This is a genomic window from Pseudomonas sp. WS 5059, assembly GCF_012985525.1.
GTDB lineage: Bacteria > Pseudomonadota > Gammaproteobacteria > Pseudomonadales > Pseudomonadaceae > Aquipseudomonas.
Genome location: NZ_JAAQWO010000006.1, coordinates 136,779 through 163,466 on the forward strand (window position 1 = coordinate 136,779; position 26,688 = coordinate 163,466).

At 60.1% G+C, this 26,688-nt stretch carries 26 protein-coding genes; 6 read left to right on the plus strand and 20 right to left on the minus strand.

Features of this window, described 5'->3' with window-relative positions; genetic code table 11:
• Positions 1-33 precede the first annotated feature (33 nt).
• From HBO12_RS18660 to HBO12_RS18675, 4 genes are read left to right on the plus strand one after another with little or no spacing between them, the layout of a single operon-like run.
• Positions 34-762: an ABC transporter permease gene (locus tag HBO12_RS18660; protein WP_169955474.1), complete on the plus strand. Its 729-nt coding sequence runs from the start codon at positions 34-36 to the stop codon at positions 760-762.
• On the plus strand, positions 759-1,469 hold the full coding sequence (locus HBO12_RS18665) for an ABC transporter permease (protein WP_169955473.1): 711 nt from the start codon (positions 759-761) through the stop codon (positions 1,467-1,469). Before HBO12_RS18660 ends, HBO12_RS18665 begins: the two co-directional genes overlap by 4 nt.
• A 9-nt stretch (positions 1,470-1,478) precedes the next feature.
• Positions 1,479-2,597 (plus strand): succinylglutamate desuccinylase/aspartoacylase family protein, encoded by a 1,119-nt coding sequence (locus tag HBO12_RS18670; protein ID WP_170042917.1) that lies wholly within the window; start codon positions 1,479-1,481, stop codon positions 2,595-2,597.
• 13 nt (positions 2,598-2,610) lie between these two features.
• Positions 2,611-3,372 carry an ABC transporter ATP-binding protein gene (locus HBO12_RS18675; protein WP_169955471.1) on the plus strand — a complete coding sequence of 254 codons (762 nt, stop codon included), beginning with the start codon at positions 2,611-2,613 and terminating at the stop codon, positions 3,370-3,372.
• A 96-nt stretch (positions 3,373-3,468) separates the two neighbouring features.
• Here HBO12_RS18675 and HBO12_RS18680 read toward each other — a convergent pair whose 3' ends face one another.
• Both HBO12_RS18680 and dcd read right to left on the minus strand, forming a co-directional pair.
• A complete protein-coding gene (locus HBO12_RS18680) occupies positions 3,469-3,666 on the minus strand; it encodes a hypothetical protein (RefSeq protein WP_029297182.1) in 198 nt (65 codons plus the stop codon).
• A gap of 107 nt (positions 3,667-3,773) precedes the next feature.
• Complete coding sequence (gene dcd / locus HBO12_RS18685; RefSeq protein ID WP_003219273.1) at positions 3,774-4,340, minus strand: dCTP deaminase; 567 nt, start codon at positions 4,338-4,340, stop codon at positions 3,774-3,776.
• A gap of 392 nt (positions 4,341-4,732) precedes the next feature.
• Here dcd and HBO12_RS18690 point away from each other — a divergent pair, with 392 nt between their 5' ends.
• Positions 4,733-4,942, plus strand: coding sequence for a cold-shock protein (locus tag HBO12_RS18690; RefSeq protein ID WP_002554837.1), 210 nt, complete (start codon positions 4,733-4,735; stop codon positions 4,940-4,942).
• A gap of 203 nt (positions 4,943-5,145) precedes the next feature.
• Here the strand turns inward: HBO12_RS18690 and rpoS are convergent, their stop codons facing one another.
• The 8 genes from rpoS to HBO12_RS18730 form a co-directional block, all read right to left on the minus strand.
• Complete coding sequence (gene rpoS / locus HBO12_RS18695) at positions 5,146-6,150, minus strand: RNA polymerase sigma factor RpoS (protein WP_038446486.1); 1,005 nt, start codon at positions 6,148-6,150, stop codon at positions 5,146-5,148.
• Positions 6,151-6,255: 105 nt separating this feature from the next.
• Entirely contained in the window at positions 6,256-7,089 is an 834-nt protein-coding gene (locus HBO12_RS18700) for a peptidoglycan DD-metalloendopeptidase family protein (RefSeq protein WP_169955470.1), read from the minus strand.
• Positions 7,090-7,300: 211 nt separating this feature from the next.
• On the minus strand, positions 7,301-7,936 hold the full coding sequence (locus tag HBO12_RS18705) for a protein-L-isoaspartate(D-aspartate) O-methyltransferase (RefSeq protein WP_169865481.1): 636 nt from the start codon (positions 7,934-7,936) through the stop codon (positions 7,301-7,303).
• A gap of 41 nt (positions 7,937-7,977) precedes the next feature.
• Entirely contained in the window at positions 7,978-8,727 is a 750-nt protein-coding gene (gene surE, locus HBO12_RS18710; RefSeq protein ID WP_029297237.1) for a 5'/3'-nucleotidase SurE, read from the minus strand.
• Complete coding sequence (gene truD / locus HBO12_RS18715; RefSeq protein ID WP_170042918.1) at positions 8,715-9,773, minus strand: tRNA pseudouridine(13) synthase TruD; 1,059 nt, start codon at positions 9,771-9,773, stop codon at positions 8,715-8,717. The genes surE and truD overlap by 13 nt, the downstream gene beginning before the upstream one ends.
• Positions 9,770-10,243: a 2-C-methyl-D-erythritol 2,4-cyclodiphosphate synthase gene (gene ispF, locus HBO12_RS18720; protein WP_029297241.1), complete on the minus strand. Its 474-nt coding sequence runs from the start codon at positions 10,241-10,243 to the stop codon at positions 9,770-9,772. The genes truD and ispF overlap by 4 nt, the downstream gene beginning before the upstream one ends.
• 54 nt (positions 10,244-10,297) lie before the next feature.
• Positions 10,298-11,143, minus strand: a complete 846-nt coding sequence (gene fghA / locus HBO12_RS18725) for an S-formylglutathione hydrolase (RefSeq protein ID WP_170042919.1) — start codon at positions 11,141-11,143, stop codon at positions 10,298-10,300.
• Positions 11,144-11,151: 8 nt separating this feature from the next.
• Positions 11,152-12,264 (minus strand): S-(hydroxymethyl)glutathione dehydrogenase/class III alcohol dehydrogenase, encoded by a 1,113-nt coding sequence (locus HBO12_RS18730; protein WP_169955467.1) that lies wholly within the window; start codon positions 12,262-12,264, stop codon positions 11,152-11,154.
• Between the two features lie 108 nt (positions 12,265-12,372).
• Between HBO12_RS18730 and HBO12_RS18735 the strand changes: the two genes are divergently transcribed.
• Entirely contained in the window at positions 12,373-13,269 is an 897-nt protein-coding gene (locus HBO12_RS18735; RefSeq protein ID WP_169955466.1) for a LysR substrate-binding domain-containing protein, read from the plus strand.
• Positions 13,270-13,396: 127 nt separating this feature from the next.
• Here HBO12_RS18735 and ispD read toward each other — a convergent pair whose 3' ends face one another.
• The 10 genes from ispD to lpxB all read right to left on the minus strand — a co-directional run bounded on the left by ispD (position 13,397) and on the right by lpxB (position 26,686).
• Positions 13,397-14,104, minus strand: a complete 708-nt coding sequence (gene ispD / locus HBO12_RS18740; RefSeq protein WP_169955465.1) for a 2-C-methyl-D-erythritol 4-phosphate cytidylyltransferase — start codon at positions 14,102-14,104, stop codon at positions 13,397-13,399.
• Positions 14,101-14,379 (minus strand): cell division protein FtsB, encoded by a 279-nt coding sequence (ftsB, locus tag HBO12_RS18745; RefSeq protein WP_029297251.1) that lies wholly within the window; start codon positions 14,377-14,379, stop codon positions 14,101-14,103. Before ftsB ends, ispD begins: the two co-directional genes overlap by 4 nt.
• 171 nt (positions 14,380-14,550) lie before the next feature.
• Complete coding sequence (gene eno / locus HBO12_RS18750; RefSeq protein WP_169955464.1) at positions 14,551-15,840, minus strand: phosphopyruvate hydratase; 1,290 nt, start codon at positions 15,838-15,840, stop codon at positions 14,551-14,553.
• Positions 15,841-15,996: 156 nt separating this feature from the next.
• Positions 15,997-16,842, minus strand: coding sequence for a 3-deoxy-8-phosphooctulonate synthase (gene kdsA, locus HBO12_RS18755; RefSeq protein WP_010212442.1), 846 nt, complete (start codon positions 16,840-16,842; stop codon positions 15,997-15,999).
• Positions 16,843-16,847: 5 nt separating this feature from the next.
• A complete protein-coding gene (locus tag HBO12_RS18760; protein ID WP_169955463.1) occupies positions 16,848-18,479 on the minus strand; it encodes a CTP synthase in 1,632 nt (543 codons plus the stop codon).
• A 273-nt stretch (positions 18,480-18,752) separates the two neighbouring features.
• A complete protein-coding gene (gene tilS / locus HBO12_RS18765) occupies positions 18,753-20,072 on the minus strand; it encodes a tRNA lysidine(34) synthetase TilS (protein WP_170042920.1) in 1,320 nt (439 codons plus the stop codon).
• Positions 20,073-20,231: 159 nt separating this feature from the next.
• Complete coding sequence (locus tag HBO12_RS18770; protein WP_029297260.1) at positions 20,232-21,179, minus strand: acetyl-CoA carboxylase carboxyltransferase subunit alpha; 948 nt, start codon at positions 21,177-21,179, stop codon at positions 20,232-20,234.
• Between the two features lie 139 nt (positions 21,180-21,318).
• Positions 21,319-24,840, minus strand: coding sequence for a DNA polymerase III subunit alpha (gene dnaE, locus HBO12_RS18775; protein WP_170042921.1), 3,522 nt, complete (start codon positions 24,838-24,840; stop codon positions 21,319-21,321).
• A gap of 77 nt (positions 24,841-24,917) precedes the next feature.
• A complete protein-coding gene (rnhB, locus tag HBO12_RS18780) occupies positions 24,918-25,550 on the minus strand; it encodes a ribonuclease HII (protein ID WP_170042922.1) in 633 nt (210 codons plus the stop codon).
• A complete protein-coding gene (gene lpxB / locus HBO12_RS18785; protein WP_170042923.1) occupies positions 25,547-26,686 on the minus strand; it encodes a lipid-A-disaccharide synthase in 1,140 nt (379 codons plus the stop codon). The genes rnhB and lpxB overlap by 4 nt, the downstream gene beginning before the upstream one ends.
• Positions 26,687-26,688 lie beyond the last annotated feature (2 nt).

A 26,688-nucleotide genomic window follows, 5' to 3' on the forward strand; every position in this document is an offset into this window, starting at 1 on the left:
TGGGCGCACTCTCGATGGCCAAAGGCGTACCCCATGTTTGAAGACCTGTTGCAGACCCTCGGGCTTGGCGCGTTCAGCCTGCAAGGGTTTGGCCCACTGTTGCTGCAAGGCACCTGGATGACCATCAAATTGTCAGTGCTGTCCCTGGCGGTCAGCGTTGTACTGGGCCTGCTCGGCGCCAGTGCCAAGTTGTCGAGCCTGGCGCTGTTGCGCATTCCCGCGCAGCTCTACACCACCTTGATTCGCGGGGTGCCGGACCTGGTGCTGATGCTGCTGATTTTCTACAGCCTGCAAACCTGGCTGACCAGTTTCACCGACTACATGGAATGGGAATACATCGAAATCAACCCGTTCGGCGCCGGGGTGATTACCCTGGGTTTTATCTACGGTGCGTATTTCACCGAGACTTTTCGCGGTGCGATCCTCGCCGTGCCCCGCGGCCAGTTGGAAGCCGCCACGGCCTATGGCCTCAAGCGCGGGCAGCGCTTTCGCTACGTGACCTTCCCGCAAATGATGCGCTTCGCCCTGCCGGGCATCGGCAATAACTGGATGGTGATGCTCAAGGCCACGGCGCTGGTGTCGATCATCGGCCTGGCTGATGTGGTCAAGGCCGCCCAGGATGCCGGCAAAAGTACCTACCAACTGTTCTTTTTCCTGGTGGTCGCGGCCTTGATCTACCTGGCCATCACCAGCGCGTCGAACTTCGTCCTGCGCAGGCTCGAAGCCCGTTACGCCGCAGGCTCACGGGAGGCAGTGCGATGATTGAATTGTTGCAGGAGTACTGGCGCCCCTTCCTCTACAGCGATGGCAACCACATGACTGGGCTGGCCATGACGATGTGGCTGCTCACGGCCTCGATCTGCATCGGCTTCGTGGTGTCGATCCCGCTGTCCATCGCCCGCGTCTCGCGAAACCGCTGGGTGCGCTGGCCGGTGCAGTTCTATACCTACCTGTTTCGCGGCACACCGCTGTATATCCAACTACTGATCTGCTACACCGGCATCTACAGCCTCGCCGCCGTTCGCGCGCAACCGGTGCTGGATGGTTTTTTTCGCGACGCAATGAACTGCACGCTCCTCGCATTTGCCCTCAACACCTGCGCCTACACCACGGAGATTTTCGCCGGGGCCATCCGCAGCATGGCCCACGGCGAGGTCGAGGCGGCGAAAGCCTATGGCCTGAGCGGCTGGAAACTGTACGCCTACGTGATCATGCCCTCGGCCCTACGCCGCTCGTTGCCGTACTACAGTAATGAAGTGATCCTGATGCTGCACTCGACGACGGTAGCCTTTACCGCGACGATCCCGGACATCCTCAAAGTGGCCCGGGACGCAAACTCGGCCACCTTCCTCACTTTCCAGTCGTTTGGTATCGCTGCGCTGATCTACCTGACCGTGACCTTTGCCCTGGTCGGTCTGTTTCGTCTGGCGGAGCGTCGCTGGCTGGCCTTTCTCGGGCCGAGCCATTAAGGAGCCCCTATGCGGCAACAGATTCATCCCCTTCTCGCACCGGTGCCAGGCACGGCACGGCAGATCCACAGTTTCCACTTCGGGCCAGAGCAGGCCGAAGGCAAAATCTACATCCAATCCTCGCTACACGCCGACGAACTGCCTGGCATGCTGGTGGCCTGGCACTTGAAGGTGCGCCTGGCGGAACTGGCCGCGGCCGGCCGCCTGCGCAGCGAAATCGTGCTGGTGCCAGTGGCCAACCCGGCGGGCCTTGAGCAAGTACTGATGGACATGCCCCTGGGCCGCTACGAGCTGGAGAGCGGGCAGAACTTCAATCGCCTGTTCTTCGATCTCAGCGAAGAAGTCGGCAATCAGGTCGAGGGCCTGTTGGGGGATGATCCCAGGCGCAACGTCGCACTGATCCGCGACAGTCTGCGCCAGGCCCTCGACCGCCATGTACCAGCCACACAACTGCAATCCCAGCGCCTGGTGCTGCAACGCCTGGCCTGTGACGCCGATATGGTGCTGGACCTGCATTGCGACTTCGAAGCCGTGGCCCACCTTTACACCACCCCCGAGGCCTGGCCGCAGGTCGAGCCGCTGGCCCGTTATATCGGCGCCGAAGCCAGCCTGTTGGCCACCGATTCGGGCGGACAATCCTTCGATGAGTGTTTCACCCTGCTCTGGTGGCAGTTGCAGCAACGTTTTGGCGAGCGTTTCCAGATCCCCCTGGGCAGCTTTTCCGTGACCCTGGAGTTGCGCGGCCAGGGCGATGTCAATCACGGCCTGGCCAGCCTCGATTGCCAGGCGATCATCGACTACCTGATCCGATTTGGCGCGATCAGCGGCGATCCTGCGCCCCTGCCCGACTTGCCCTACCCCGCTACGCCGCTGGCCGCCGTCGAACCAGTGGCGACCCCGGCGGGCGGCTTGCTGGTGTTCCACGCGTTGCCAGGGCAATACCTGGAGGCCGGGGAACTGGTGGCCGAGATCATCGACCCGATTCACGACCACGTCACGCCCATCCACTGCCGCCATGCCGGCCTGATGTATGCCCGCTCGCTGCGGCGCATGGCCACGGCGGGCATGGTGATTGCCCATGTCGCCGGCCTTACGCCCTATCGCAGCGGCTATTTACTATCGCCTTGAGGATGCACGCCCCATGTACAAACTGACCGTTGAAGGCCTGCATAAAAGCTATGGCGACCATGAGGTGCTCAAAGGGGTTTCGCTCAAGGCCAAAAGCGGGGATGTGATCAGCCTGATCGGCGCCAGCGGCTCTGGCAAAAGCACGTTCCTGCGTTGTATCAACTTCCTTGAACAACCCAATGACGGCGCCATGAGCCTTGATGGCCAGCCGATCCGCATGGTCAGCGACCGCCACGGCATGCGCGTGGCCGACGAAGCCGAGCTACAACGCCTGCGCACCCGCCTGGCGATGGTGTTCCAGCACTTCAACCTGTGGAGCCATATGAGCGTGCTGGAGAACATCACCATGGCCCCACGCCGGGTCTTAGGTTGCAGCAAGAAGGACGCGGAGGACCGTGCCCGGCGCTATCTGGACAAGGTTGGGCTGCCCGCACGGGTGGCGGAGCAGTATCCGGCGTTCCTGTCGGGTGGTCAGCAGCAACGGGTGGCCATCGCCCGTGCCCTGGCGATGGAGCCGGAGGTGATGCTGTTCGACGAGCCGACATCGGCCCTGGACCCGGAGCTGGTGGGCGAAGTGCTGAAGGTGATCCAGGGGTTGGCCGAAGAGGGGCGGACCATGATCATGGTGACCCACGAGATGAGTTTCGCGCGCAAAGTGTCCAGCCAGGTGCTGTTCTTGCACCAAGGCCTGGTGGAGGAGGAAGGCACGCCGGAAGACGTGCTGGGCCATCCGAAAAGCGAGCGGCTGCAACAGTTCCTGCACGGCAACCTGTAGGAGCCGGCTTGCCGGCGATAACGGAGTCTCAGGTACCGATGCTGTAAAAACTTAGACCGCATCGCCGGCAAGCCGGCTCCTACAAAGGGCGAGGCGTCAGGCCACTGGCGCGGGTGGTGGCTCGTCCGGCAGGGTGGGTACGCCAGGCTCGGTAGGTTGTTCCGGGGTATCGGGGTCAGGCTGGCCTGGGATGCCGCCGGCGGCGGGGTCGGCCATCAGGGACCAGGCCAGAACACCAATCTGATTGGGTTCCAGCCGAGCAAGTTCGGCGCTGATTCGCGGGTCGATCTTCATAGGGTACTCCTCAAGCGTGGCTCGACGCGCTGTGCACGCGCCGAGGCAGTACACCCAATAGAGTGCCTGCCCGCTGACAAATTCCCTTGAGCTGTAAGACGTTTCTATCAGGTGCGTGGCAGAGTGACGCCGCGCTGGCCCTGGTACTTGCCGCCACGGTCCTTATAGGACACTTCGCACTCTTCGTCGGATTCGAAGAACAGCATCTGCGCCACGCCTTCATTGGCGTAGATCTTGGCCGGCAAGGTGGTGGTGTTGGAGAACTCCAGGGTCACGTGGCCTTCCCACTCAGGCTCAAGCGGCGTCACGTTGACGATAATGCCGCAGCGCGCGTAGGTGCTCTTGCCCAGGCAGATGGTCAGGACGTTACGCGGGATCCGGAAGAACTCGACGGTGCGCGCCAGGGCGAAGGAGTTTGGTGGGATGATGCACACGTCGCTCTTCACATCGACGAAGCTCTTTTCATCGAAGTTTTTCGGATCGACGGTGGCCGAGTTGATGTTGGTGAAGACCTTGAACTCATCGGCGCAACGTACATCGTAGCCGTAGCTGGAAACCCCGAATGAAATCAGGCGTTCGGCGCCTTCACCGCGCATCTGGCGCTCGACGAAGGGTTCGATCATGCCGTGCTCTTGCGCCATGCGGCGAATCCACTTGTCCGATTTGATGCTCATGGCGGGTGTCCTGAATAGCGAGGTGGAAAATTCTGTTGGGCATCTTACCGGGGCTGGCCTCGCGGTTCAAAGGACGCGGGGGTTTTTCTTGATTAAGTTGCGCCGGGCAACTGTCAGCCGTACGGGGCGGGCCCTGGCCCAGAATTTAAGGGCCGCAGGCCTGTAAAAGGCACCGCCAGTCACGAAAATAGAGAAACCTTCGGAAATACCATTGGCACGTTCCGGAAAAAGGGTTAAGGTGGCGCCACTGTGCTGCTTGTGTCACTGAGAATCTCTACACGATATGTTGAATTTCGATCCAACCATCTCCAAGAATTTTTCCTGCTCTTTGCACTCAGTCTCGGCCAGGGCTTTTCCTGAGTCGCAGTTAACTTTGTCCAAGGAGATACACCATGTCTAATCGCCAAACTGGTACCGTTAAGTGGTTCAACGATGAAAAAGGCTTCGGCTTCATCACTCCACAATCCGGTGACGACCTGTTCGTTCACTTCAAAGCTATCCAATCCGACGGCTTCAAAAGCCTGAAAGAAGGCCAACAGGTTTCTTTCATCGCTACCCGCGGTCAGAAAGGCATGCAAGCTGAAGAAGTTCAAGTTATCTAACTTGTACTGACTTAGTCGAAAGAACCCCGCCCTTAAAAGCGGGGTTTTTTTATGCCTGGGATTTGATACTGACCTTGCCAGCGAGGGCCGCCCTCAAGGTCGCCATCGCCGGCAAGCCGGGCTCCCGCAAGGGGATTGGCACAACGCAAAACGCCCGGTGCATTCCCATGCACCGGGCGTTCTCATAGCTACCTTACAAGCCGCTACTGAAACAACGACTCACTCGACAAGCCATTTTTCTCCAGGATCTCCCGCAAGCGCTTAAGACCCTCTACCTGGATCTGCCGCACCCGCTCACGGGTCAAGCCGATCTCCAGGCCAACATCTTCCAGGGTGCTGCTTTCATGGCCACGCAGGCCAAAGCGGCGAATCACCACCTCGCGCTGCTTGTCCGTCAGCTCTGAAAGCCATTGATCGATACTTTGTGACAAGTCATCGTCCTGCAACAGCTCACACGGATCCGTGGGTCGGTCATCCGTAAGGGTGTCCAGCAGGGTTTTATCCGAATCCGGACCCAGCGAGACATCGACCGAAGACACACGCTCGTTAAGCCCGAGCATGCGCTTGACCTCCCCCACTGGTTTTTCCAGCAGGTTGGCGATCTCTTCAGGCGAAGGTTCATGATCAAGTTTCTGGGTAAGCTCGCGTGCCGCCCGCAGGTACACGTTAAGCTCCTTGACGACATGAATCGGCAACCGGATAGTCCGGGTCTGATTCATGATTGCGCGCTCAATGGTCTGGCGAATCCACCACGTCGCGTAGGTCGAGAAGCGAAAACCCCGCTCGGGGTCAAACTTCTCTACCGCCCGGATCAAGCCGAGGTTGCCCTCTTCGATCAGGTCCAACAGGGAAAGCCCACGATTAACGTAGCGTCGGGCGATTTTCACCACCAGGCGCAGGTTGCTTTCAATCATGCGCTTGCGCCCAGCCGGATCTCCCTTTTGCGACAGTCGCGCAAAATGGACTTCTTCTTCGGGAGTGAGCAAGGGGGAAAAGCCGATTTCATTGAGGTACAACTGGGTCGCATCGAGCGCCCGGGTGTAATCAATATACTTATGCTGTTTTAACGCTGTGGAGTTTTTGGACTTGGTACGAACTGAAGGTACAGCGGGTCCCTCATTCGACATCGATTCCGTACCGATGCCGGTCTCCATAAGGAGAACCTCATCGTCGATGTCAAACTCCGGCGCTTCTTTACTGAGAGCCATTGTTATAGTCCTTTGGTGAGTTCGACCTCAAGCTCAAGCGACGCCTTTATCCTTGGCAACGCTGGAGCCTGCTCCTTCTACGTGAGGGAACAGGCTGACAACACATCAACGCCGGGGTAGGAATTGCAGTGGATCTACAGGTTTACCTTGGCGGCGAATCTCAAAGTGCAGTTTCACCCGGTCTGTACCAGTCGACCCCATTTCGGCAATTGTCTGTCCGACTTTGACCTGCTGCCCCTCCCGAACCAACAACCTGCGGTTATGACCGTAGGCACTGACGTAGGTATCGCTGTGTTTGATGATGACTAATTCGCCGTAGCCCCGTAGACCACTCCCGGCGTATACAACAGTCCCATCAGACGCAGCTAAAACAGGCTGTCCCAAATCTCCGGCGATATCAATGCCTTTATTCAAACTACCGTTTGAAGAGAATTTTCCAATAAGAATGCCATTTGAGGGCCATCCCCAACCGGTCGGTGCCGGTCCCGCAGGTGGCAACGGCGCGGGTGCCGGCTTGCTCGCAACCTTAGGCGCAACGGTGCCTGCAGGCCGGGTGAAGACCGTCGTCTTGCTGGAAGAAGAGGCCGATGAACCGGATTTTGTCACAACTGCCGTGGGCGCCGAACCCGTGCGCCCATCGAAACGGATGGTTTGCCCCGGATGTATCGTATAAGGCACAGGAATGTTGTTACGCGCGGCCAGCGCCTTGTAGTCCCAGCCATAACGGAAGGCGATCGAGAACATGGTATCGCCCTTGCGCACCACGTATTGCCCAGTGGTCACCGTCGGCCGTTGCGGTGCCGCATTATTGCGGTCAACCACGCGCGCGCCGCTGCCTGTGCTGGAGCAGGCAGCCAGCAAGGAACTCAAGACAAGGCCAATCACCAGTCGCTGAAAGCTAGTTTTACTCATACGCTGCGCAATGACTGTGAGACTCACCCGCCGCTCCCTTTGTGGTGGCTGAAACATGAACGCCTGTATCAGGCTTGAAATATGTCGCAAGTATAACTGGCTGCCAGACTTTAACCGGCAACAAGGTAGAAACGAAAAATTCATCTCGTTTAATAACTACCCAACTTGATGTTGACTCGATGAACCCCGCTGTAAGACACATACCCAGCAATAGAATTCACTACACCGTGACAATTGTTCAGGCCAGCGGCCCATTAAGTAACGGAACGAAACGCACTGCCCCCAGGACATGCCGGGAAAAACCCTCTTCTTCGCGCACGATCAACATCAACTGTTGCACTTCGCCCGATCCCACCGGAATCACCAGGCGCCCGCCCGGAGCCAATTGGTCCAGAAGTGCCTGAGGTACATCGGTGGCCACCGCAGTCACGATGATGCCGTTGTAGGGCGCCAAGGCCGGCCAGCCTTCCCAGCCATCACCCCAACGAAACACTACGTTGCGCAGGTTCAGCTCCACCAGGCGCTCCTTGGCCCGGTCCTGCAGGACCTTGATCCGCTCGACGGAAAACACCCGCTCCACGAGTTGCGAGAGCACGGCAGTCTGGTAGCCGGAGCCGGTGCCAATCTCCAGCACTTTGTCCAAGGGACCCGCCGCCAACAACAGCTCACTCATCCGCGCCACCATATAGGGCTGGGAGATGGTTTGGTTGTGGCCAATCGGTAGCGCGGTGTCTTCGTAGGCGCGATGGGCCAGGGCCTCATCGACAAACAGATGGCGCGGGGTACGGCGGATGACTTCCAGCACCTGGGCGTTGGACAGTCCCTCTTCATAGAGTCGCTGGATCAAACGTTCACGGGTGCGTTGGGAGGTCATGCCGATGCCCCGGCGCAACAGGTCGTCCTGTTCACGAGCCATCAGCGCAGCCCCTCCAGCCAGGGATCGAGACCACCGAAGGCATCATTGAAGGTGCGATCGAGTTGCAGCGGGGTAATCGAAACATAACCTTGCATCACCGCATGAAAGTCCGTGCCCGGCCCGCCATCCTCGGCGTCGCCCGCTGCGGCAATCCAGTAGCCTTCCCTGCCACGGGGATCCACCACTTTCAGCGGTGCCGCAGCGCGGGCGCGGTGGCCCAGGCGGGTCAATTGGATGCCGCGAATATGGTCCAGGGGCAGATTGGGAATATTGACGTTGAGCACCGTACGCGGTGGCAGCACCAGGGTGCCGTGGGCCTCAACCAGCTTGCGCGCAAAATAAGCGGCGGTCGCCAGGTTATCCACCTGCCGCGACGCCAGCGAAAAGGCAAAGGCCGTCCGCCCCAGGAAGCGCCCTTCCAGGGCCGCCGCCACGGTGCCGGAATACAGCACGTCATCGCCCAGGTTGGCGCCCAGGTTGATCCCGGAAACCACCAGGTCCGGCTCATCGGCCAGCAAGCTGTTGATGGCCAGGTGCACGCAATCGGTCGGCGTGCCATTAACGCTGATAAAGCCGTTGGCCAGGGTCTGCGGGTGCAAGGGACGGTCGAGCGTCAGCGAACTGCTGGCGCCACTTTTGTCCTGGTCCGGGGCAACCACCACGCACTCGGCATAATCTGCCAGCGCAGCATGAAGCGCGGCAAGGCCGGGTGCGGTGACCCCGTCGTCGTTAGATATCAGAATACGCATGGGCTGTCCGTCTGCCCCACCGGCACCAGATCAACAAGCTCGCGCACCAAGACAGTGGCGAAGCATCCGGCCGGCAGGACGAATTCCAATTGCAGAATGTCAGTCTCGGGATAATGCCACGTCAACCCGCCAATGGGCAGTCGCAGAATGCGCCGTTCCTGGCTCATGCCGGCTTTGGCCAGCCACTCGCACAGGTGCGCCTCGCTCGCGGCGACAGCTTGCTCCAGCTCATGGGTTGCGCCAGCGGCGGGCGAATCGCCTTCACCCCACTGTGGGCCGGTGGGATGCAGGTCGAGGATGGCCAGGCGCGGATCGCTGCACTCCGCCTCCCCCGCCGGGAAAAAGCTGCGGCTGTCGGTGAACGCCAGCAGGTCACCGACCTGGGCGCGCTGCCATGATCCATCGGCAACCCGCGCCGCCAACACCTTATTGAACACAAAGCTGCGCGCGGTCGATAGCAGGCGCGAACGTACGTTGCGCTGTTCCGGCAACACCTTGCGGGCCGCCCAGTCGCGGGCATCGACGACGTTACCGCCATCATGGCCAAAACGCTGGGCGCCGAAATAGTTGGGGATACCGTGCTTGGCGATCAATTGCAGGCGCGCATCAATCGCGCCGTGGTCGCCGGCCAGTTGGGTCAGGCGCAGGGTAAAACCGTTGGCCGCATGGGCGCCACGCTGCAACTTGCGTTTATGACGGGCGGCCTTGAGGATTTTCAGGGTGTCGTTTTCCGCCGCACTCAGGTCTGGGTCGGCCTTGCCCGGCAGTTGCACGCTGAACCACTGGCGCGTCAGCGCCTGGCGATCCTTGAGGCCGGCATAGCTCACCGTGCGCAAGGGCACGCCGGCAGCCTTGGCAATACGTCGCGCAGCCTCTTCAGTGTTCAGGCCGCGCTTTTCCACCCACAACCACAGGTGCTCACCCTCGCCGGTCAGCGGGATATCCAGCACTTCATCCACTTGGAAATCTTCGGCAGTCGCCTTGAGCACCGCGCTGCCCAGCGCCTCGCCATAGGCCCGCGGGCCCAACAGTTGCAGTTCGTTCATGCGCGCAGCAACAAGGCGACAGAGTGCACCGCAATGCCCTCTTCACGACCGGTAAACCCGAGTTTTTCGGTGGTGGTGGCTTTCACGTTGACTTGATCCAGTTCTATTTGCAGATCGGCGGCAATCACTGCGCGCATCGATTCGATATGCGGGGCCATTTTGGGTGCCTGGGCAACGATGGTGTTATCGACGTTGCCGACCTTCCAGCCCTTGGCATGGATCAGGCCGACCACATGCCGCAGCAGCACGCGACTGTCCGCGCCCTTGAAAGTGGGATCGGTGTCCGGAAAGTGTTTGCCGATATCTCCCAATGCAGCCGCGCCGAGCAAGGCATCGCTCAAGGCATGCAGCACAACGTCGCCGTCGGAATGAGCCAGCAACCCATGGTGGTGCGCAATGCGCACGCCGCCCAGGGTGATGAAGTCGCCTTCGGCGAAACGGTGCACATCATAGCCGTGGCCAATACGCATAAAAAAACGCCCCGAGTTAATTCAGGGCGTGATTCTACCTACTTTTGCCAGACATTAACCGAGCAAAGCACGTCCATGATGACGCAAGTGGTCATCGATGAAGCTGGCGATAAAGAAGTAGCTGTGGTCGTAGCCCGGTTGCAGGCGCAGCTCCAGCGGATGGCCGGCGGCCTTGGCGGCTTGTTGCAAGGCTTCGGGCTTGAGTTGAGTGGCGAGGAAGTCGTCGCGATCACCCTGGTCCACCAGCAGTGGCAGTTTTTCCGAGGCTTCGCTGATCAGCACGCAGGTATCCCATTCACGCCACTTGGAGCGCTCTTCCCCCAGGTAGCGGGAAAAAGCTTTCTGCCCCCAAGGGCAATCCATCGGATTGTTGATCGGCGAAAACGCCGACACCGACTGGTAGCGCCCCGGATTGCGCAAGGCGCATACCAGCGCACCGTGGCCGCCCATTGAATGCCCGCTGATGCCGCGCTTGTCGGACGCCGGGAAATGCGCTTCAACCAACGCCGGCAATTCCTGCACGACATAGTCATGCATCCGATAGTGCTTGCTCCACGGTTGCTGCGTGGCATTCAAGTAAAACCCGGCACCCAGGCCAAAGTCCCAGGCATTGTCCGGGTCGCCCGGCACACCCGGCCCACGGGGGCTGGTGTCCGGGGCGACGATGATCAACCCCAGCTCAGCCGCCATACGCTGCGCGCCGGCCTTTTGCATGAAATTCTCATCGGTGCAGGTCAAGCCCGACAGCCAGTACAGCACCGGCAACTTGCCGCCTTGCTCCGCCTGCGGTGGCAGGTAGACGGCGAAGGTCATATCGCAATCAAGCACCTCGGAATGATGCTTATAGCGTTTGTGCCAGCCGCCGAAGCTCTTATGGCATGACAGGTTTTCCAGACTCATGGCCGACCTCAGAAATGGATGACGGTACGAATGCTCTTGCCTTCATGCATCAGGTCGAATGCCTTATTGATATCTTCCAGGCCCATGGTGTGGGTGATGAAGGTATCCAACGGGATTTCGCCGGTCTGGGCCATTTCCACGTAGCTTGGCAACTCGCTGCGGCCACGCACGCCACCGAAGGCCGAACCGCGCCAGACACGACCGGTCACCAGTTGGAATGGACGGGTGGATATTTCCTGGCCAGCCCCGGCGACCCCAATGATTACCGACTCGCCCCAGCCTTTGTGGCAGCACTCTAGGGCCGCACGCATCAGCTGGACATTGCCGATGCACTCGAAGGAAAAGTCCACACCGCCGTCGGTCAAATCGACAATCACATCCTGGATCGGCCGGTCGTAGTCTTTCGGGTTGATACAGTCGGTGGCACCCAACTGCTTGGCGATCTCGAACTTGGCCGGGTTGATGTCGATGGCGATGATACGACCGGCCTTGGCTTTAACTGCACCGATCACGGCCGACAAACCAATCCCGCCCAGGCCGAAAATGGCCACGGTGTCACCCGGCTTGACCTTGGCGGTGTTAATCACGGCACCGATACCAGTGGTGACGCCACAGCCCAGCAGGCAGACTTTTTCCAGCGGCGCTTCTTTGGGAATCTTGGCCACGGAGATTTCCGGCAACACTGTGTACTCGGAAAAAGTCGAAGTCCCCATGTAGTGGAAGATCGGCTGCCCTTTGTAGGAAAAACGCGTAGTACCGTCTGGCATCAGGCCTTTGCCCTGGGTCGCGCGGATGGCTTGGCACAGGTTGGTCTTGCCCGACAGGCAGAACTTGCACTTGCCACATTCCGGGGTGTACAGCGGGATCACGTGGTCGCCCACCGCCACCGAAGTCACACCCTCGCCAATCGCTTCGACCACCGCGCCGCCTTCGTGGCCCAGGATCGATGGGAAGATGCCTTCCGGATCGGCGCCCGACAGGGTGTAGGCGTCAGTGTGGCAAACCCCGGAAGCGACCACGCGCAACAGGACTTCACCGGCCTTGGGCATGGCCACATCCACTTCCACGATCTCCAGTGGTTTCTTGGCTTCAAAGGCGACAGCGGCGCGTGACTTGATCATCCGGGTTTCTCCTGGGGCTTAAAAGTAAGACGAACAGTGTAAAACACGGCCCATTGATTAATAATCCAGGCAAAAGCAAAACATTATTGCTGTACTGGGATAATCACCATGCTGGAAAACCGCTGGGAAGGCATCGATGAGTTCGTCGCCGTCGCCGAATGCAGCCAATTTACTGCGGCTGCCGAACGCCTGGGCGTGTCCTCGTCCCATATCAGCCGCCAGGTCGCACGCCTGGAAGAACGCCTGCAAACCCGCCTGCTGTATCGCAGCACCCGGCGCGTTACGCTGACCGAGGCCGGGCAAACCTTCCTGCAACATTGCCAACGCCTGCAGGATGGGCGCGAAGAGGCCCTGCGCGCCGTAGGCGACCTGACCAGCGAACCCAAGGGTATGTTGCGCATGACCTGCGCCGTGGCTTATGGCGAACGCTTTATCGTGCCGCTGGTCACGCGCTTCATGGGGCTGTATCCGCAGTTGCGGGTGGATATCGAGCTGAGCAACCGCCCCCTCGACCTGGTGCATGAAGGCCTGGACCTGGCGATTCGCCTGGGCCGCCTGCAAGACTCGCGAATGGTCGCCAGCCGCCTGGCCCCCCGGCGCATGTATCTCTGTGCGTCGCCGTCCTACCTGGAACGGTATGGGCGCCCCCATAGCTTGTCGGAATTGAGCCGGCATAACTGCCTGGTCGGCAGCTCGGATATTTGGCAATTGGCCCAGGATGGGCGCGAATTTTCCCAAAGGGTGCAGGGAAACTGGCGCTGCAACAGTGGGCAGGCGGTGCTGGATGCGGCGCTGCAAGGGGTGGGGTTATGCCAGTTGCCGGATTATTACGTGCTGGAGCACTTGCACAGCGGCGCGCTGGTTTCACTACTTGAGTCCCACCAACCGCCGAATACTGCAGTGTGGGCGCTGTATCCGCAGCAGCGGCATTTGTCGCCGAAGGTGCGCAAGTTGGTGGACTACCTGAAGGAAGGGCTGGCTGGGCGGCCGGAGTATGGCGGGTGATCTGGGGTGTCAGGCCTGGCCTCATCACAGGCAAGCCAGCTCCCACACCTGACCGCGTACCCCTGTTGGAATGCGGTCAGGTGTGGGAGCTGGCTTGCCTGCGATGAAGTCACCTCGGTCCAGCAGCCTACCGGCGATTAGCCCACCGCAACCTGAGCCACTCCAGATCCTCCGGCCGGGTCACCTTGATATTGTCCGCGCGCCCTTCCACCAGGCGTGGCGCCTGGCCGGACCATTCCATGGCCGAGGCTTCGTCAGTGATGACCGCGTCGGCCACCAGGCTATCGGCCAAGGCGCGGTGCAAGGCCCCCAGGCGGAACATTTGCGGGGTATAGGCTTGCCAGATCAGGCTGCGATCAATGGTTTCCACCACCCGCCCCTGCTTGTCGACACGCTTGAGGGTGTCGCGGGCCGGTACGGCCAGCAAGCCGCCCACCGGGTCATCCGCCAGCTGCGCCAACAACGTGTCGAGATCCTCGCGGCTCAGGTTCGGCCGTGCGGCATCGTGCACCAGCACCCAGTCGTCATCGCTGGCGCCCAGGGCATTGAGTTGCAGCAGTGCATTGAGCACCGAGCCTGAGCGCTCCGCCCCGCCGTCCGCGCGCTGGATACGCGGGTCGCCGGCACACGCCAGGTTGGGCCAGTAAGGATCATCGACAGCCAGACTGACCACCAGCCCCTTGAGGCTCGGATGGTCGAGGAAACAGCCAAGGCTGTGTTCGAGAATAGTGCGCCCGCCCAACTGCAGATACTGCTTGGGACGGTCCGCGGCCATGCGGGCACCGACGCCCGCGGCAGGAATCACGGCCCAGAAGGCCGGCAAACAGGCGTTCATTGGGCCAACTGGTAGAGGGTTTCACCCTCCTTGACCATGCCCAATTCATGACGAGCCCGCTCTTCAACGGTCTCCATGCCTTTTTTCAACTCAAGCACTTCGGCATCGAGCACACGGTTGCGCTCCAGCAACACCTCGTTCTCGGCGTGCTGCGCGGCAATTTGCTGGGTCAGGTCGGTCACCTGCGCCAGGCTGCCATTGCCCACCCAAAGGCGGTACTGCAGGCCAGCCAGCAGCAAGAGCAAGACGAGGAACAACCAATTGGGACTGCGCATCGAATATCGGGTATCCAGTGAAAAAAGACAGCCATGCAAAACTTTTGAAGCAACTGATAGCACGAAGCCTGGAAGACCCAGGCTTGTGCTTGATAGGCATCAGATTAGTGCGCAAATTCACTCTATAGCGAGTTTTCCGACACAATCCGTTGTCTTTTTACCATCAACTACTCAGCCGCGAAACTCACCACGGCCGTTGTATTTCGCTTTACCGCCCAATTGCTCTTCGATACGCAGCAGTTGGTTGTACTTGGAAACGCGGTCGGAGCGGCACAGGGAACCGGTTTTGATCTGGCCCGCCGAGGTGCCCACGGCCAGGTCGGCAATGGTCGAATCTTCGGTTTCGCCGGAGCGGTGCGAGATTACGGCAGTGTAGCCCGCAGCCTTGGCCATCTGGATCGCTTCCAGGGTTTCGGTCAAGGTGCCGATCTGGTTGAACTTGATCAGGATCGAGTTGGCGATCTTCTTGTCGATGCCTTCTTTCAGGATCTTGGTGTTGGTCACGAACAGGTCGTCGCCCACCAGTTGGATTTTCTCGCCGATCTTGTCGGTGAGGATTTTCCAGCCGTCCCAGTCGGACTCGTCCAGGCCGTCTTCGATCGAAATGATCGGGTAGCGCTGGGTCAGGCCCTTGAGGTATTCAGCAAAACCTTCGGAGTTGAACACCTGGCCTTCGCCGGACAGGTTGTACTTGCCGTCCTCAAAGAACTCGCTGGCCGCGCAGTCCAGGGCCAGGGTCACGTCGGTGCCCAGCTTGTAGCCAGCGTTGGCCACAGCTTCGGAGATCACTTTCAGTGCATCTTCGTTGGACGCAAGGTTCGGTGCGAAACCACCTTCGTCACCCACCGCAGTGCTCAGGCCACGGGCCTTCAGCACAGCTTTGAGGTGGTGGAAGATCTCGGTGCCCATGCGCAGGCCTTCGGAGAAGGTCTTGGCGCCAACTGGCTGCACCATGAATTCCTGGATATCGACGTTGTTGTCTGCGTGCTCGCCACCGTTGATGATGTTCATCATTGGCACCGGCATCGAGTAGACGCCTGGGGTACCGTTAAGGTTGGCAATGTGCGCGTACAGCGGCAGGTCCTGGTCCTGGGCAGCGGCCTTGGCAGCAGCCAGGGATACAGCGAGGATCGCATTGGCGCCGAGGCTGCCTTTGTTTTCAGTGCCATCGAGCTTGATCATCGCGTGATCGAGGGCTTTCTGGTCCAGCGGGTCCTTGCCCAGCAACAGGTCGCGGATCGGACCGTTGATGTTGGCTACTGCCTTGAGGACACCCTTGCCCAGGTAACGGCTCTTGTCGCCATCACGCAGTTCCAGCGCTTCGCGCGAACCTGTGGAAGCACCGGACGGCGCGCAGGCGCTGCCGATGATGCCGTTATCGAGAAGCACGTCGGCTTCGACGGTGGGGTTGCCACGGGAGTCGAGAACTTCACGACCTTTGATGTCGACGATTTTTGCCATTGTTGTAAACACTCCAAAGTTGACGAAAACGACGCAGCTGAAGGAAATCTTTTGACCGACCGCAAGGGTGGAACAACGGGGCAGGCTTGCAGACGACAAGACTCAGGCCCGGGGGCCTGAGCATAAAGCGCGGAAAGTTTACCGGAGAAACGCGGGTTACGCGGTCTCTACCGTCGGAAAACTCTTGACCAGTTCGTCCAATTGCTTGAGCTGGGCCAGGAATGGCTCCAGCTTGTCCAGGCGCAGGGCGCAAGGACCGTCGCACTTGGCGTTGTCCGGATCCGGGTGGGCTTCCAGGAACAGGCCAGCCAGGGACTGGCTGATACCGGCCTTGGCCAGGTCCAGTACCTGGGCACGTCGGCCACCGGCGGAATCGGCGCGGCCACCCGGCATTTGCAGCGCATGGGTCACGTCGAAGAATACCGGGTATTCGAACTGTTTCATGATGCCGAAACCGAGCATATCCACCACGAGGTTGTTGTAGCCGAAGCTCGAACCACGCTCGCAGAGGATCAACTGGTCATTACCCGCTTCCACGCACTTGTTCAGGATGTGTTTCATTTCCTGGGGCGCGAGGAACTGGGCTTTCTTGATATTGATCACAGCGCCGGTCTTGGCCATCGCGACGACCAGGTCGGTCTGGCGCGACAGGAAGGCCGGCAACTGGATGATGTCGCATACCTCGGCGACCACTGCAGCCTGCTCGGGCTCGTGGACGTCGGTGATGATCGGCACGCCGAAGGCTTGCTTGATGTCCTGGAAGATCCGCATGCCTTCTTCAAGGCCCGGGCCGCGATAGGAGGTCACGGACGAACGGTTGGCCTTGTCGAAGCTGGCCTTGAACACATAAGGGATACCCAGTTTCTCGGTAACCTTTACGTACTCTTCACAGACCTGCATCGCCATGTCACGGCTTTCCAGCACGTTCATGCCGCCAAACAGCACCATGGGCTTGTCGTTGGCAATTTCGATATCGCCTACGCGAATGATCTTCTGGGCCATCAGGTTTACGCCTTCTTCTGATGTTGCGTCAGTGCAGCCTTGACGAAACCGCTGAACAACGGGTGACCGTCGCGCGGAGTCGAGGTGAACTCAGGGTGGAACTGGCAAGCGACGAACCAGGGATGATCCGGGGCTTCAACCACTTCAACCAGCTTGCCATCACCGGAGCGACCGGAGACTTTCAGGCCGGCTTCTTTGATCTGCGGCAGCAGGTTGTTGTTCACTTCGTAACGATGACGGTGACGCTCGACGATCACGTCCTTGCCGTAGCAGTCGTGTACCAGCGAGCCGGACTCCAACAGGCAATCCTGTGCGCCAAGGCGCATGGTGCCGCCCAGGTCGGAACTTTCGGTACGGGTTTCGACAGCGCCAGTGGCATCTTCCCACTCGGTGATCAGGCCCACGACCGGGTGGCCGCTGGTGTGATCGAACTCGGTGGAGTTGGCGTCTTTCCAGCCCAGCACGTTACGAGCGAACTCGATAACGGCCACTTGCATGCCCAGGCAGATACCCAGGTACGGCACCTTGTTCTCACGAGCGTACTGTACCGCAGTGATCTTGCCTTCCACGCCACGCAGGCCGAAACCGCCTGGCACGAGGATCGCATCGACGCCTTCGAGCAGCGCGGTGCCCTGGTTTTCGATGTCTTCGGAGTCGATGTAACGCAGGTTGACCTTGGTACGGTTGCTGATACCGGCGTGACTCATCGCTTCGATCAACGACTTGTACGCGTCCAGCAGCTCCATGTACTTGCCGACCATGGCGATGGTGACTTCGTGCTCAGGATTGAGCTTGGCGTCAACCACCGCTTCCCACTCGGACAGGTCCGCGCCATTGCACTGCAGGCCGAAACGCTCGACCACAAAATCATCCAGGCCCTGGGAATGCAGAATGCCCGGGATCTTGTAGATGGTGTCGGCGTCTTCCAGGGCAATCACCGCACGTTCTTCAACGTTGGTGAACTGGGCGATCTTGCGACGCGAGGAAATGTCGATCGGGTGATCGGAACGGCACACCAGCACATCCGGCTGCAGGCCGATGGAACGCAGTTCCTTGACCGAGTGCTGGGTAGGCTTGGTTTTGGTCTCGCCAGCGGTGGCGATGTACGGCACCAGCGTCAGGTGCATCAGCATCGCGCGCTTGGCGCCGACTTCAAAACGCAACTGGCGGATGGCTTCGAGGAACGGTTGGGATTCGATGTCACCCACGGTGCCACCGATCTCGACCATCGCCACGTCGGCATCGCCTGCACCCTTGATGATGCGGCGCTTGATTTCGTCGGTGATGTGCGGGATCACCTGGATGGTTGCACCCAGGTAGTCACCACGGCGCTCCTTGCGCAGCACGTGCTCGTAGACACGGCCGGTGGTGAAGTTGTTGTTCTGGGTCATGGTCGTGCGGATGAACCGCTCGTAGTGGCCCAGGTCCAGGTCGGTCTCGGCGCCGTCGTGGGTGACGAACACTTCACCGTGCTGGAACGGGCTCATGGTGCCCGGGTCGACGTTGATGTACGGGTCCAGCTTGAGCATGGTGACCTTAAGTCCCCGCGCCTCCAGGATGGCCGCCAACGAAGCGGAGGCAATGCCTTTCCCCAATGAAGAAACAACACCGCCCGTGACGAATATGTAGCGCGTCATGAAAAACCCTAGAAGTCTGCGTTAAAGCGGTCGGAGCCGCCGGGGAAAGCGAAGGAAGGCCGAAGCCCCCGATCACCTGCATTAATCACAGTGCACCTTTCAAAAAAACCGCCGCGTTGTGACAGACCAGCAATGGAACACCGGTACGTTGATCGCTACACATTTTTTGGAATCGCCCAGCAAAGACTGCTTGGTAATCGGCAACGACTGTGTTTCAGGAGAATCCACAGAAGTTGTATCAAGAAGGGAGCGTAGTCTACCGGAAAGGCGCTATCAGCTCAAACCTTGATCGCAGGTTGGTGGCGCCCAATGTAATTGCCAGTCATCCCCCTGCCCTGTCGAGGCCCTTGCCAGGTTGGCCACGGCCACCAGACGGGTGCCTTGGTACAGCAGCGGCAATCTGCCACGGATAAAGCCTGGCACAGCACTTTCGTTGAGCAAACGCTTGAGGTCACGCCGGCCACGACCTGGCACTTCCATGACTTCACCACCCTGGCGGTAACGGATGCTCAAAGGGCCTTCAGGGGCATGCCCGCTGAAATACAACTGCCCGTTGCCCGGTAACTGTAGTGGGATTTGCGGGTGTGACCAGCTTAGCGGCGTATCAGAAATTTCCGACCAATCGGTAGGCATCCACCAGATGCGATCGTTGCAACGGTGCAATTGGCCATCGGCCAAACGCCACACGGGCTGTGCGTCCGCCTTGGCATCGCGCAAGGTGTGCCAGCCAATCCAGTGCTCGCTGTCGGGCAACAACGTCAGCGGCGCCAGCCAGTACCGTAGGGCGTTGCGCTGCCGAGCGTCGGAAAGATCTCGCAGCGGCGCAAGTGCCAATGATGGCAACGGTAGCCAGGCAAGCGCCGATGGCCGCTGCGCAGCCTGCACATCCAATTGCGCCAATTCATCGAGCAGCTCTTGGGCCTGCGCCAGATGCCCAGCGGTTCGCGCCAGGGTATTCGCGGCCTGGGGCCAGCGGGCGGTGAGCAGTGGGAATACTTGATGACGCAGGTAATTGCGGGAGAAACGTGAGTCGCCGTTGGAGGGGTCCTCGATCCAACTCAACTGCTGTTCGCGGGCGTAGGTTTCCAGCTCGGCTCGCGACATGTCCAGCAGCGGCCGCACCAGGTGCCCTTTACCCAAGGGACGCAGGGCTGGCATGCCGGTGAGGCCCCGCAGCCCAGCGCCCCGCAGCAGGCGAAACAGCAGGGTTTCTGCCTGATCGTCACGGTGCTGGCCGGTGAGTAGCAGTTCACTTGGGCCGATTATCTCGGCGAACGCCTGGTACCGCGCGTCACGGGCCGCACGTTCAAGGCTTGCACCTGACTGCACTTGCACATGCATAACCCGCAGCGGCACACCTGCGGCATCACAAACCGCCTGGCAATGGGCTGGCCAGCCGTCAGCCACAGCCTGGAGACCGTGATGGACATGGATAGCCTGCAGAGGTGGCAGGGATTGGTTTTTTGCCAGATCAGCGAGTAAGTGCAGGAGGACGGTGGAGTCGAGTCCGCCAGAGAAAGCGATGTGCCAGGCCGAGGCGTTGCGCCACGGGGCCAGGGCTTGCAGGAGTTCGGCGGTTAGAGTTGGTTTCATCGCACGTTACCGCCGCAAAACTGGAATACGTTAGCCAAGCATACACAACGCAAATGTGGGAGCGGGCCTGCCCGCGATAGCGGTGTACCAGCCAACCAATCTGGCACTGACACATTGCTATCGCGGGCAAGCCCGCTCCCACATGGGTAATGCCGTGGCTTAGAGGCCGTAGCTCATCAGGCGCTCGTAACGACGGGCCAGCAGCGCTTCGTTGTCGAATTTTTTGAGCATATCCAACTGTGCGCAGAGTTCGGCGCGGATGGTCGCCGATGCGGCAGCCGGGTCGCGGTGTGCGCCGCCCAGGGGCTCGGCGATCACTTTGTCGACGATGCCCAGGCCTTTCAGGCGATCAGCGGTGATCCCCATGGCTTCGGCAGCATCCGGGGCCTTTTCTGCGGTTTTCCACAGGATCGAGGCGCAACCTTCCGGCGAGATCACAGCGTAAGTCGAATACTGCAGCATGTTCAGTTGGTCGCAGACGCCAATGGCCAGCGCACCGCCAGAACCGCCTTCACCGATCACGGTCGCGATAATCGGGGTTTTCAGCCGTGCCATCACTCGCAGGTTCCAGGCAATCGCTTCGCTCTGGTTGCGCTCTTCAGCGTCGATGCCTGGGTAGGCGCCCGGGGTGTCGATAAAGGTCAGGATCGGCATCTTGAAACGTTCAGCCATTTCCATCAGGCGGCAGGCCTTGCGGTAGCCTTCCGGGCGCGGCATGCCGAAGTTGCGACGCACTTTCTCGCGCACTTCACGGCCTTTCTGGTGACCAATCACCATCACCGGCTGGTCGTCCAGGCGAGCAATACCGCCGACAATCGCCGCGTCATCGGAGAAGTGACGGTCGCCATGCAACTCGTCGAACTCGGTGAAGATGTGATCGATGTAGTCCAGGGTGTACGGACGGCGCGGGTGGCGGGCCAGGCGCGCGATCTGCCAGCTGGTCAGCTTGCCGAAGATGTCTTCGGTGAGCGTCTTGCTCTTGTCTTGCAGGCGGGAGATTTCATCGCCGATATTCAGCGAATTGTCATTGCCGACCAGGCGCAGCTCTTCGATCTTGGCTTGCAGGTCAGCGATCGGCTGTTCGAAATCAAGAAAATTCGGGTTCATAAGCGTCCGTCTTGGGTCGACGGCCAGGGAGTGCCTGGCCAGCCGGTTGTCTATTCGCGCCCTACCTTAAGGGAGAGGCGCGTCAAGGTCGAGATTAAATGTCGAGTCGAGGTCAGGGGTACAAGGGCAGCCCTGACCGTCAACGGTATTGGAGGAAGACGTTGTCACGCCCGAACTGGTCACGCAATGCTTGAATCAAGCCATCGGCCGGGTCAATTCGCCACGTCTCACCGAACTGCAACATCGCCTTGGCATCGCTGCCGGTGTACTCCATGGTCACCGGGCACGCGCCACGGTGACGCGTGAGCAAGTCCCCCAGCCAGCGTAGCTGATCGCCCTTGAGCGCTTCGGTTTTCACCTTCAGGCGCAGGCTTTCGGCCAGGTTGGTGCGGGCATCTTCCATGCTCATTACGCGTTTGATCCGCAGGCGCAGGCCGCCGGAGAAATCATCATTGCTGACCTCCCCTTCCACCACCACCATCGCGTCGGTCTGCAACAGCGACTGTGCAGAATGAAACGCGTCGGCAAACAGCGACGCCTCGATACGCCCGGAGCGGTCATCAAGGGTGATGAACCCCATCTTGTCGCCCTTTTTGTTCTTCATCACCCGCAGGGCAATGATCATCCCGGCGACAGTCTGGGTATCGCGCGCCGGCTTCAGGTCGATGATGCGCTGGCGGGCAAAACGACGGATCTCGCCTTCATATTCGTCAATCGGGTGACCGGTGAGGTACAGGCCCAGGGTGTCTTTTTCACCCTTGAGGCGTTCCTTGAGGGTCAGCTCCTTGGCCTTGCGGTGGTTAGCGTACACATCGGCATCTTCTTCGACGAACAGCCCGCCAAACAGGTCGGCATGCCCGCTGTCGTGGGTGCGGGCGGTCTGCTCGGCGGCCTTGATCGCTTCTTCCATGGCGGTCAGCAGCACCGCGCGGTTGCGGTCGATATTGGCCTGGTAGGCCTTCGGCTCGTCATGGAAATACGGACCGAGACGATCGAGTGCACCGCTGCGGATCAGGCCATCGAGGGTACGCTTGTTGATGCGCTTGAGGTCGACCCGGGCGCAGAAGTCGAACAGGTCCTTGAACGGACCATCCTGGCGCGCCTCGGTGATTGCCTCGACCGGGCCTTCGCCCACCCCCTTGATCGCGCCCAGGCCATAGATGATGCGGCCTTCGTCGTTCACGGTGAACTTGAACTCCGAGGCGTTCACATCCGGCGCGTCGAGCCGCAACTTCATGGTCCGCACTTCTTCGATCAAGGTCACGACCTTGTCGGTGTTGTGCATATCCGCCGACAGCACCGCCGCCATGAACGGCGCCGGGTAGTGGGCCTTCAGCCACGCAGTCTGGTACGACACCAGGCCGTAGGCGGCGGAGTGGGATTTGTTGAAGCCATAACCGGCGAATTTTTCCACCAGGTCAAAGATGTTACCGGCCAGGTCAGCGTCAATGTTGTTGGTGGCGCAACCTTCAATGAAACCGCCGCGCTGCTTAGCCATTTCCTCGGGCTTTTTCTTACCCATGGCCCGGCGCAGCATGTCCGCGCCGCCTAGGGTGTAGCCGGCCATGACCTGGGCGATCTGCATCACCTGTTCCTGATACAGGATGATGCCGTAGGTCGGTGCCAGTACCGGCTTGAGGCCTTCGTACTGGTAGTCGGAGTGCGGGTAAGCCAGTTCGGCGCGCCCGTGCTTACGGTTGATAAAGTCATCAACCATGCCCGATTGCAGTGGGCCCGGACGGAACAGGGCCACCAGTGCGATCAAGTCTTCCAGGCAGTCGGGCTTGAGCTTTTTGATCAGCTCCTTCATGCCGCGGGATTCAAGCTGGAACACCGCAGTGGTTTCAGCTTTTTGCAGCAGCGCGTAGGTCGGCTTGTCGTCCAGCGGGATAAAGGCGATATCCAGCGGCGCCTCATCGACCTTGGCACGCTCGCGGTTGATGGTCTTGAGCGCCCAGTCGATGATCGTCAGGGTCCGTAGGCCGAGGAAGTCGAACTTCACCAGGCCGGCCGCCTCCACGTCGTCCTTGTCGAACTGGGTTACCAGGCCATCGCCTTCTTCGTCGCAATAGATCGGCGAAAAGTCTGTCAACTTGGTCGGAGCGATTACCACGCCACCGGCGTGCTTACCGACGTTACGCACCACGCCTTCGAGCTTGCGGGCCATGTCCCAGATTTCGGCGGCTTCTTCATCGACCTTGATGAAGTCACGCAGGATTTCTTCCTGCTCGTAGGCCTTTTCCAGGGTCATGCCGACTTCAAAGGGGATCATCTTCGACAGACGATCCGCCAGGCCGTAGGACTTGCCCTGCACCCGCGCCACGTCGCGGATTACCGCCTTGGCCGCCATGGAGCCGAAGGTGATGATCTGGCTTACCGCGTTACGGCCGTATTTCTCGGCCACATATTCGATTACCCGGTCACGACCATCCATGCAGAAGTCGACGTCGAAGTCGGGCATCGATACCCGTTCCGGGTTCAGGAACCGTTCGAACAGCAGGTCATATTCCAGCGGGTCAAGGTCAGTGATCTTCTGCACATAAGCTACCAGCGAGCCAGCACCCGACCCCCGGCCAGGCCCCACCGGCACGCCGTTGCTTTTGGCCCACTGGATAAAGTCCATTACGATCAGGAAGTAACCGGGGAACCCCATCTGGATAATGATATCCAGCTCGAAATTCAGCCGGTCGACATACACCTGGCGCTTGGCTTCGTAGTCTTCGGTTGTGTCCTTGGGCAGCAGGACGGCAAGGCGCTCCTCCAGGCCATCGAAGGACACCTTGCGAAAGTATTCATCGATGGTCATGCCATCGGGAATCGGGAAGTTGGGCAAAAAGTGCTTGCCCAGCTTCACTTCGATATTGCAGCGCTTGGCAATTTCGACGGAGTTTTCCAGGGCCTCGGGCAAATCGCTGAACAGCTCAGCCATTTCCTCGGCACTTTTGAGGTACTGCTCTTCGCTGTAGTTCTTCGAGCGCCGTGGATCGTCCAGCGCCCGGCCTTCGCCGATGCACACGCGGGTTTCGTGGGCTTCGAAGTCTTCCTTCTTGATAAAGCGGACATCGTTGGTGGCTACCAGCGGCGCACCCAGCTTTTCGGCCAGGGCCACGGCAGCGTGCAGATGTTCTTCATCGTTGGGGCGATTGGTGCGCTGGACCTCCAGGTAGAAGCGGTCGGGAAAGACTTGCATCCACTCACTGGCCAGCACCTCGGCCTCGTGCGGGTTACCGCCCAGCAACGCGATCCCGATCTCGCCCTCTTTGGCGGCCGACAGCATGATCAGCCCTTCGCTGGCCTCGGCCACCCATTCGCGCTCGATGATGATCGAGCCATTGCGCTGGCCGTCGATAAAACCACGGGAAATCAGTTCGGTCAGGTTGCGATAGCCCACGCCGTTCATCGCCAGCAGGCTGATGCGGCTCAAGGCGTTATCCGGATCTTTGTTGGACAGCCACAAGTCGGCGCCGCAAATCGGCTTGATGCCGGCGCCCATGGCGCTCTTGTAGAACTTGACCAGGGAGCACATGTTGTTCTGATCGGTCACCGCAACGGCCGGCATGTTCATGCCCACCAGGGTTTTGACCAGTGGTTTGATCCGTACCAGGCCGTCGACCAGGGAGTATTCAGTGTGCAGGCGCAGGTGAACGAATGAAGCCGGCATAGTGATCCTGTCTAGATACGTGTGAAAACAACAAGGCCCGGATTGTACCGGGCCTTGAGTAAAACATCAGCCTGCGCCTAAATCTCGGCCAGGCTTTCGCGCACCTCGTAAGCCAGGCGTACCGGGGCAAACGAGCGGCGGTGGATCGGCGTCGGGCCCAATCGGGCCAGGGCTTCCAGATGAACGGGCGTCGGGTAGCCTTTATGGCCACCGATGCCATAGCCTGGGTAGATCAACTCGAACGCCGCCATTTCACGGTCGCGACTGACCTTGGCGAGAATCGAGGCAGCGGCAATCGCCGGAACCTTGCTATCACCCTTGACCACCGCTTCGGCCGGCATCGCCAGCTTCGGGCAGCGATTCCCGTCGATCATCGCCAGTTTCGGGGTGATGTGCAGGCCCTCGACGGCGCGCTGCATGGCCAGCATCGTGGCATGCAGGATGTTCAACTCGTCGATTTCCTCGACCTCAGCCCTGGCGATATGCCAGCTGAGGGCCTTTTCGCAAATTTCGTCAAAAAGTTTTTCACGACGGGCTTCGGTGAGTTTCTTCGAGTCGTTGAGGCCGAGAATCGGGCGATTCGGGTCAAGGATCACCGCCGCCGTGACCACCGCACCGCACAGCGGACCACGCCCGACTTCATCGACACCGGCAACCAGTTCGTGGGTTTGGGCGACCAGGCTGAAATCCAGGCCTATTTGCGTCTTCATAGGGTTTCCTGCTGGCGGCCGATCAAGGTCAATACGGCATCTGCGGCCTGGTTCGACGCATCACGGCGCAAGGTACGGTGAATTTCGTCGAACCCACGGGTCTGCTCTTCACCACCGTCGATCAACGGCAGAATGGTCTGGGCCAATGCTTCGGGGGTTGCAGCGTCCTGCAGCAACTCCGGCACCAACAGGCGCTGGGCAAGCAGGTTGGGCAAGGAGATGTAGGGACTTTTGACCATGCGCTTGAGAATCCAGTAGGTCAGCGGCGCCAAGCGATAGGCCACGACCATCGGGCGCTTGTAGAGCAAGGCCTCCAGCGTGGCGGTACCAGAGGCGATCAACACCGCGTCACAGGCGGCCAGGGCCAGGTGCGAACCACCATCGAGCAGCGTCAACGGCAAGTCGCGCCCCACCAGCAAGGCTTCGATCTGTGCACGGCGCTGCGGGCTGGCGCACGGCAGTACAAATCGCACTCCTGGCTTCAACGCCTGCAGGCGCTGGGCCGCATCGAAAAACAGTGCGCCGAGGCGACCGACCTCACCGCCACGGCTGCCGGGCATCAACGCCACCAGCGGCCCGTCGGGCAGGCCCAACTCGGCGCGCGCAGCGGCGCGATCCGCCTGTAGCGGGATGGTGTCGGCCAGGGTATGGCCGACAAACCTTACCGGCACGCCCTTCTCTTCATAGAACCGCGCCTCGAAAGGCAGTAGGGTCAGCATCAGGTCGCAGCCTTCGCGGATCTTCAGCACGCGCTTCTGCCGCCACGCCCACACGGACGGGCTGACGTAATGCACGGTCTTGATTCCGGCCTGACGCAGTTTGAGTTCGATATTGAGGGTGAAGTCCGGTGCGTCGATACCGATAAAGACGTCCGGTTTTTCGGCAATCAGGGTCTGGATCAGCAGTTTGCGCCGAGCCAGCAGCTCGCGAAGGCGCCCCAGCACTTCCACCAGCCCCATGACCGACAAACGCTCCATGGGAAAGTAGGAAGTCAGGCCTTCGGCCTGCATCAGCGGGCCGCCGACCCCAATAAACTCAACGGCTGGATGCTGCGCCTTGATGGCGCGCATCAGGCCAGCGCCGAGGATATCGCCGGAAGCTTCTCCGGCCACCAATGCAATACGCAGCGTGGCCATGA